Annotated in this window: 8 protein-coding genes and 1 pseudogene; 5 read left to right on the forward strand and 4 right to left on the reverse strand. The window is 68.5% G+C overall.

The window, feature by feature from the left end:
- Both ACH13J_RS17925 and ACH13J_RS17930 read left to right on the forward strand, forming a co-directional pair.
- A pseudogene (locus ACH13J_RS17925) lies at nt 1–381 on the forward strand (hypothetical protein); the annotation flags it as partial.
- Nucleotides 382–420: 39 nt separating this feature from the next.
- Nucleotides 421–1,785, forward strand: coding sequence for an MATE family efflux transporter (locus ACH13J_RS17930; protein ID WP_397544712.1), 1,365 nt, complete (start codon nt 421–423; stop codon nt 1,783–1,785).
- A 16-nt stretch (nt 1,786–1,801) separates the two neighbouring features.
- Here the strand turns inward: ACH13J_RS17930 and ACH13J_RS17935 are convergent, their stop codons facing one another.
- The 3 genes from ACH13J_RS17935 to ACH13J_RS17945 all read right to left on the reverse strand — a co-directional run bounded on the left by ACH13J_RS17935 (nt 1,802) and on the right by ACH13J_RS17945 (nt 3,851).
- Nucleotides 1,802–2,164 carry a cupin domain-containing protein gene (locus ACH13J_RS17935; protein WP_397544713.1) on the reverse strand — a complete coding sequence of 121 codons (363 nt, stop codon included), beginning with the start codon at nt 2,162–2,164 and terminating at the stop codon, nt 1,802–1,804.
- 63 nt (nt 2,165–2,227) lie between these two features.
- On the reverse strand, nt 2,228–2,638 hold the full coding sequence (locus ACH13J_RS17940) for a hypothetical protein (RefSeq protein ID WP_397544714.1): 411 nt from the start codon (nt 2,636–2,638) through the stop codon (nt 2,228–2,230).
- Nucleotides 2,639–2,648: 10 nt separating this feature from the next.
- The gene (locus ACH13J_RS17945; RefSeq protein ID WP_397544715.1) at nt 2,649–3,851 is read right to left on the reverse strand and encodes an aminotransferase class I/II-fold pyridoxal phosphate-dependent enzyme; all 1,203 of its coding nucleotides are present in this window, start codon (nt 3,849–3,851) and stop codon (nt 2,649–2,651) included.
- A 126-nt stretch (nt 3,852–3,977) separates the two neighbouring features.
- On the opposite strand from ACH13J_RS17945, the gene ACH13J_RS17950 reads away from it, so the two are divergent.
- The 3 genes from ACH13J_RS17950 (at nt 3,978) to ACH13J_RS17960 (ending at nt 5,229) form a co-directional block, all read left to right on the forward strand.
- Nucleotides 3,978–4,382 carry a helix-turn-helix domain-containing protein gene (locus tag ACH13J_RS17950; protein WP_397544716.1) on the forward strand — a complete coding sequence of 135 codons (405 nt, stop codon included), beginning with the start codon at nt 3,978–3,980 and terminating at the stop codon, nt 4,380–4,382.
- A complete protein-coding gene (locus ACH13J_RS17955) occupies nt 4,375–4,638 on the forward strand; it encodes a succinate dehydrogenase assembly factor 2 (RefSeq protein ID WP_397544717.1) in 264 nt (87 codons plus the stop codon). Before ACH13J_RS17950 ends, ACH13J_RS17955 begins: the two co-directional genes overlap by 8 nt.
- A gap of 90 nt (nt 4,639–4,728) precedes the next feature.
- Nucleotides 4,729–5,229: a winged helix DNA-binding protein gene (locus ACH13J_RS17960; RefSeq protein ID WP_397544718.1), complete on the forward strand. Its 501-nt coding sequence runs from the start codon at nt 4,729–4,731 to the stop codon at nt 5,227–5,229.
- Here ACH13J_RS17960 and ACH13J_RS17965 read toward each other — a convergent pair.
- On the reverse strand, nt 5,223–5,933 hold a 711-nt coding region (locus tag ACH13J_RS17965; RefSeq protein ID WP_397544719.1), incomplete at its 5' end, for a DUF1194 domain-containing protein. The two genes, ACH13J_RS17960 and ACH13J_RS17965, sit on opposite strands and share 7 nt — an antisense overlap.

Genomic DNA, 5,933 nt, shown 5'->3' on the forward strand with positions numbered 1-5,933 from the left:
GGCGAAGCGGGCGCCTGCACAGGCTGCGGGCACCGTCATGGGCCCACGATGTCGGAGGCGGCCGGCGTGCGGGGGCTGCGCGACGCTTTCGTGCTGGTGGGCGCGGTGGCGCTGAGGCCCTGTACAGGGGCGCTGTTCCTGCTGGTTCTCACATGGCGCTTCGGGCTGGACGCGGCCGGGATCGCCGGGGCCTTCGCCATGGGGCTGGGCACGGCCAGCGTGACCATCGCCGTCGCTGTGGCCGCCGTGACGCTGCGCGCGGGGCTGCTGGACCGCGTTGCGGCGGGCGCGGGGGCGGCCCGGGTCGTGCCCCTGATCGAGATCGCGGCGGGTGGCGTGGTTGCCGCGCTTTCGGTCCAGTTGTTGTTGCGCGCGCTTTGATCTCTTGCCGGCCGGGCCGGGCCCGGCTAGGCGAGAGCGGTGAGCGATTACCTGACATACCGCCAGCACGCGCGCGCGGTGCTGTGGCTGGGCCTGCCGCTGGTGGGCAGCCACGTGGCGCAGTACTCCGTCACGCTGACCGACGCGGTGATGCTGGGCTGGTACTCGGTCGAGGCGCTGGCCGCCGAGACCCTGGGCGGCACGATGTTCTTCGTCTTTTTCATCATGGGCTCGGGCTTCGCCTGGGCGGTGATGCCCATGGTCGCCTCGGCGCAGGCCGCCGGCGAGGAGGCGCAGGTGCGCCGGGTCACCCGCATGGGCGGGTGGGCGTCGGTGCTGTTCGGGATCGCGGTGCTGCCGCTGATGATCTGGTCGGAGCCGCTGCTGCTGGCGATGGGGCAGGCCCCGGAGGTCTCGGCGCTGGCCGGCGATTACCTCGGGATCGCGGGGTACGGCATCCTGCCCGCGCTGCTGGTGATGGTGCTGAAATCCTACCTCGCCGCGCTGGAGCGCACGCAGGTGGTGCTGTGGGTCACGGTGGCGGCGGTGGGGCTCAACATCGTGGTGAACCACGCGCTGATCTTCGGCAATTGGGGCATGCCCGAGCTGGGGGTGCAGGGCGCCGCCATCGCCTCGCTGGCCGTGCACACGACGTCGCTGTTGGTGCTGGTCGTCTATACCGAGCGTGTCACGCCCGAGCACGCGCTGTTCCAGCGTCTGTGGCGCCCGGACCTGGAGGCTTTCGGCCGCGTTTTCCGGCTCGGTTGGCCCATCGGCATCACCAACCTGGCCGAGGTGGGGCTGTTCGCCGCGGCCACGGCCATGATGGGGTGGCTTGGCAAGCTGCCGCTGGCGGCGCACGGGATTGCGATGCAGGTGTCGTCGATCATCTTCATGGTGCATCTGGGGCTGTCCAACGCGGCCACGGTCCGGGCCGGGCAGGCCTTTGGCCGCGGCGACGGGGCGGGGCTGCGCGCCGGCGCGCTGGTGGTGCTGACGGTTTCGGGGACGGTGGCGCTGCTGACGGTGGTGCTGTTCCTGACCGTGCCCGAGGCGCTGATCGGGCTGTTCATGAACCCCGCGGAGCCCGACCGCGCCGGTGTCATAGCGGTCGGCACCGGGTTGCTGGCGGCGGCGGCGCTGTTCCAGCTGGTCGATGCGGGACAGGTGATGGCGCTTGGGCTGCTGCGCGGGGTGCAGGACACCCGCGTGCCGATGATCATCGCGGCGCTGAGCTACTGGGCCGTGGGCGTGCCGGCGAGCTACGCGCTCGGCTTCATCCTCGGCCTCGGCGGGGTTGGGGTGTGGCTTGGCCTTGCAATCGGGCTGGCCTGCGCGGGGGTGTTCATGCTGGCCCGTTTCTGGACATGGTCGGCGCGGAACGTGGCGGCGCGCGCGCGCTGAGCGCCCCGCCGCGTGGCTAGTAATAGGTCACGTCGATGTCATCCCCGGCACTGGGGGGCGAATAGACGTCGACGAAGATCACCGGCTCGTCGCCCAGTATCTCCCCGCCATGGGGCGTGTCGGCGGGCACAAACCACATGTCGCCGGGGCCGACCTCGCGCGTTTCCCCGCCCACCGTCAGCCGCACCCGCCCCTGAATGACCACGCTGACCTGTTCGTAGGGATGGGAATGCAGCGGATAGACACTGCCCGGTTCGAACTTGACCCAGCACAGTTCCTGGTGCGTTCCGAGCGCCAGCCTGTCGCGCCACCAGATCTGTTCGTCGGCGAAGAACTCGGACGCGGTTTCCGCCTCGGAGTGTGAAATTATGTGCGGCATGATCCGACCTCGGAGAAACCGCGGAGCTGCATGCCCGTGGCCAATTCGGCCGGGCGCCCCGCCTCAGCCCTGTTTGTCCCTGAGCAAACGCTCGCCCTTCTTGCGGACCAGAACCGAGCGCAGGTCGTGCATGGCCAGCAACAGGGCGTCGGTGACCTGTTCCAGCTGCGCGTCGGTGGCCCTGGACTGCGCCCAATGTGCCGTCTGGTTCAGAAAATCCACCGTGCGGTGGATGTCCTCGATGTCACGATGCGCCAGCACCTCCAGCCGCTCTGCCATCCATTCCTTGATCGCGCCGATATCGCGCTCGCCGAGCTCGCGGTCGCCATGCGGCTTGATCTGGCCGTTGCGGATGTTGACGACCGCGATCTGGTCCATCTCGATCCGGCGCTGGCTGTTCCCGGCATCCACGCGAAAGACGAATGCCCCGTTCTCGCGCACGCGAAAGTAGTATTCCGGCAGGTCGTCGGACATCGGCCCTCGGTTACTTGAGAGCGGCGCAGAACGCCGCGATCCGTGCACACGCTTCCGCCAGCGCGTCGTCGGAGGCAGCGTAGCTGACACGGAAGGCAGGGGAAAGACCGAAAGCCGCCCCGAAGACGACCGCGACGCCCGCTTCCTCCAGCAGCGCGGTGGCGAAATCCTCGTCGGTCGCGATCGTTCTGCCCGCGGGGCTCTCGCGGCCGATCAACCCCGCGATCGAGGGATAGACATAGAACGCACCCTCGGGGGTGGGGCAGTCGATGCCGTCGATGGCACGCAGGGCGTCGAGCACGAGGTCGCGGCGGCGCTTGAACACGCGGTTATTGGCTGCAATGAAATCCTGCGGGCCCGTCAGCGCCTCCACCGCCGCCCACTGGCTGATCGTGCAGGGGTTGGAGGTGGACTGCGACTGGATCTTGCGCATCCCCCCGATCAGCACCTCTGGCCCGGCGGCGTAGCCGATCCGCCAGCCGGTCATGGCATAGGCCTTGGACACGCCGTTGCAGGTGAGCGTACGCTCGTGGAGGCCCGGCTCGACCTCGGCGGGCGTGCAGAACTCGAACCCGTCATAGGCGAGATGTTCGTACATGTCGTCGGTCAGGACCCAGACATGGGGGTGGCGCATCAGCACCCGGGTCAGCGCCTTAAGCTCGTGGCGGGCATAGCCGGCCCCGGTTGGGTTGGAGGGCGAGTTGAAGATGAACCAGCGCGTGCGGGGCGTGATCGCGGCTTCCAGCGCCTGGGGCGTCAGCTTGAAGCCGGTCTCGATCCCGGCCGGGACGAAAACCGGCTCTCCGCCCGCCAGCAGGACCATGTCGGGGTAGCTCACCCAGTAAGGGGCGGGAATGATGACCTCGTCGCCGGGGTTCAGCGTGGCCATCAGCGCATTGTAAAGCGTCTGCTTGCCGCCAGAGCCAACGCTGACCTGCGCGGGGGTGTAATCCAGCCCGTTGTCGCGCCGGAGCTTGGCGCAGACGGCCTCCTTGAGTTCGGGAATCCCGTCGGCGGGGGTATAGCGCGTCCGGCCCTCCTCGATGGCCCGGATGCCCGCGGCGCGGATGTTGTCGGGCGTGTCGAAATCCGGCTCACCCGCGCTCAGCCCGATGACGTCGCGGCCGGCCGCCTTCATTTCGGCGGCGCGGGCGGAAATCGCCATGGTCGGCGAGGGTTTCACGCGCGAAAGTGTCGCTGAGAGAGGATTCATGTCGGGCTCCGGTTTTCCTGCGGCTGCATAGTCTTTATACTCGCGCCGGACGCTTGTCATCCGGGGCGCATCGCGGCCCGGCACAGGGGCCGCGGTGCCGGCCCGGGATGCAGGAAAGGAAGACGCATGAACGCCCAGACCGAAGAGGGCTGGTACGATCCCGACGCGACCACCTTCGGCGACCGGCTTGCCGGCGCGCGCGAGCAGTCGGGAATGAGCCAGTCGGAACTGGCCAAGCGGCTCGGGGTCAAGCTCAAGACCCTCAAGGGGTGGGAGAACGACCTCAGCGAACCGCGCGCCAACAAGCTGTCGATGATGGCCGGCATGCTTAACGTGTCCTTGCTGTGGCTTCTCAGCGGCGAGGGGCAGGGCCCCGAATCGCCGGGGGATGCGGGCGAGCTGTCGCCCGACGTGACCGAGTTGCTCACCGAGATCCGCGACATCCGTGCGCAGCTGGCCCTGTCGGCCGACCGTCTCGGGCGGCTGGAAAAGGCCCTGCGGTCCAAGCTCAAAGAGGAAGCAGGTGCCTGAGAGCGCCGAGATCCGGCTGAAACGGTTGCGCATGCGGTCGATGCGGCGCGGGATCAAGGAGATGGACATCATCCTTGCCCGTTTCGCCGAGGCATGCCTGCACGGGCTCGACGCCGACAGCCTCGACAGCTATGACGCGCTGCTGTCGGAGAACGATCAGGACCTTTACCAGTGGGTCACGGGGCAGGCCACCCCGCCGCCCCGCTTTGCCGATATCGTCGCGCGGATCGCCGCGGCCGCGCCGCCGGCGAGATAGGTCGCATTTTAGGCGTCCCGTCAGCCGTTTACCCGATCTTGGGCTTTTGACGTCTAGATCGGTGCCGAGCAGGTTTGCACGGAGCCGAGAATGACTTTGCAAAACCCCCCTGTGCTATCGCCAGAGCGGCAGAATTTCATGACCGCGTATCTCGACTCGCTGGCCCTTGTGGAACGGCTGCACCGGCTGTTGCTGGACGTGATCAAGGATGAATTCGAGCGCGTCGGCGTGCTGGAGATCAACGCGGTGCAGGCGCTGTTGCTGTTCAACATCGGCGACAACGAGGTGACAGCGGGCGAGTTGAAGACGCGCGGCTACTACCAGGGCAGCAATGTCAGCTATAACCTGAAGAAACTGGTGGAGGCGGGGTACATGCACCACCAGCGCTGCGAGATCGACCGCCGTTCCGTCCGGGTGCGGCTGACCGAGAAGGGGCGGGGCATCCGCGATATCGTCGCGCGGCTCTTTGCCCGCCACGCGGACGGGCTGCAAAAGACGGGCGTGCTGAGCGCGGATGGCGCCGACCAGATCAACACCGCGCTGCGCCGGGTGGAACGCTACTGGACCGAGCAGATCCGCTATATCTACTGAGGCCGCGTGGCGGCACGAATGCGCGCGATGGCGGCGGGGCGCAATTCCCGCAGCAGCTTGCGCCGCATGGCTGCGCCGAAATCGGAATAATCGCGCGCCGTCTCGGCAAAGCTGCCGGGCCCGCGCAGCACGAAGGCGCGGTAGTAGCCGAGCATCGTCTTGACGTTGGACAGGTTCTTGGTCGTGTTGGCCCGGCCGCCGGGGCCGATCACCAGCCCGTTGATCGTGACCCCGGCGGTTGCGCCGGCGGGGATGTCGCCGGGGTGGCGCCCCCGGTTGGCCGGTCCGTCGCCCGAGATGTCCAGCGTTTTCTGCCAGCAGTCACCCTGTTCGCGCAGCGCCGCCACGCCGTAGAGCATGGCCGCGCCGATGGCCGTGGACGGGTCGCTGACGCGCGCCCCCCCGGTGCGCCGCAATTCGCCTGCAACGGCGGACAGGGTCCGGGCATCGCGGATCTCGGTCCAGTCGACAAGCCGGGCCTGGTGGTCCTGACGGCTCCACTCGAACACCATGATCCTGACGGGATGCGCGGGGTCGGCCAGAACCGCCGCCTGCACCTGCCTGTCCTGCAACGCGGCCGCCAGCCCGTCGACCTGCAGCCGGTACTCTGCGGCGTCGACGCTGCCCGAGACGTCGAGCCCGAGCGCCAGCGCCTGCCGGCAGGCGGCGCCGGCGATGGCCGGCAGCGCCGCGAGGCAGGCCAC

The organism is Roseovarius salis (assembly GCF_044472985.1).
Lineage (GTDB): Bacteria > Pseudomonadota > Alphaproteobacteria > Rhodobacterales > Rhodobacteraceae > Roseovarius > Roseovarius salis.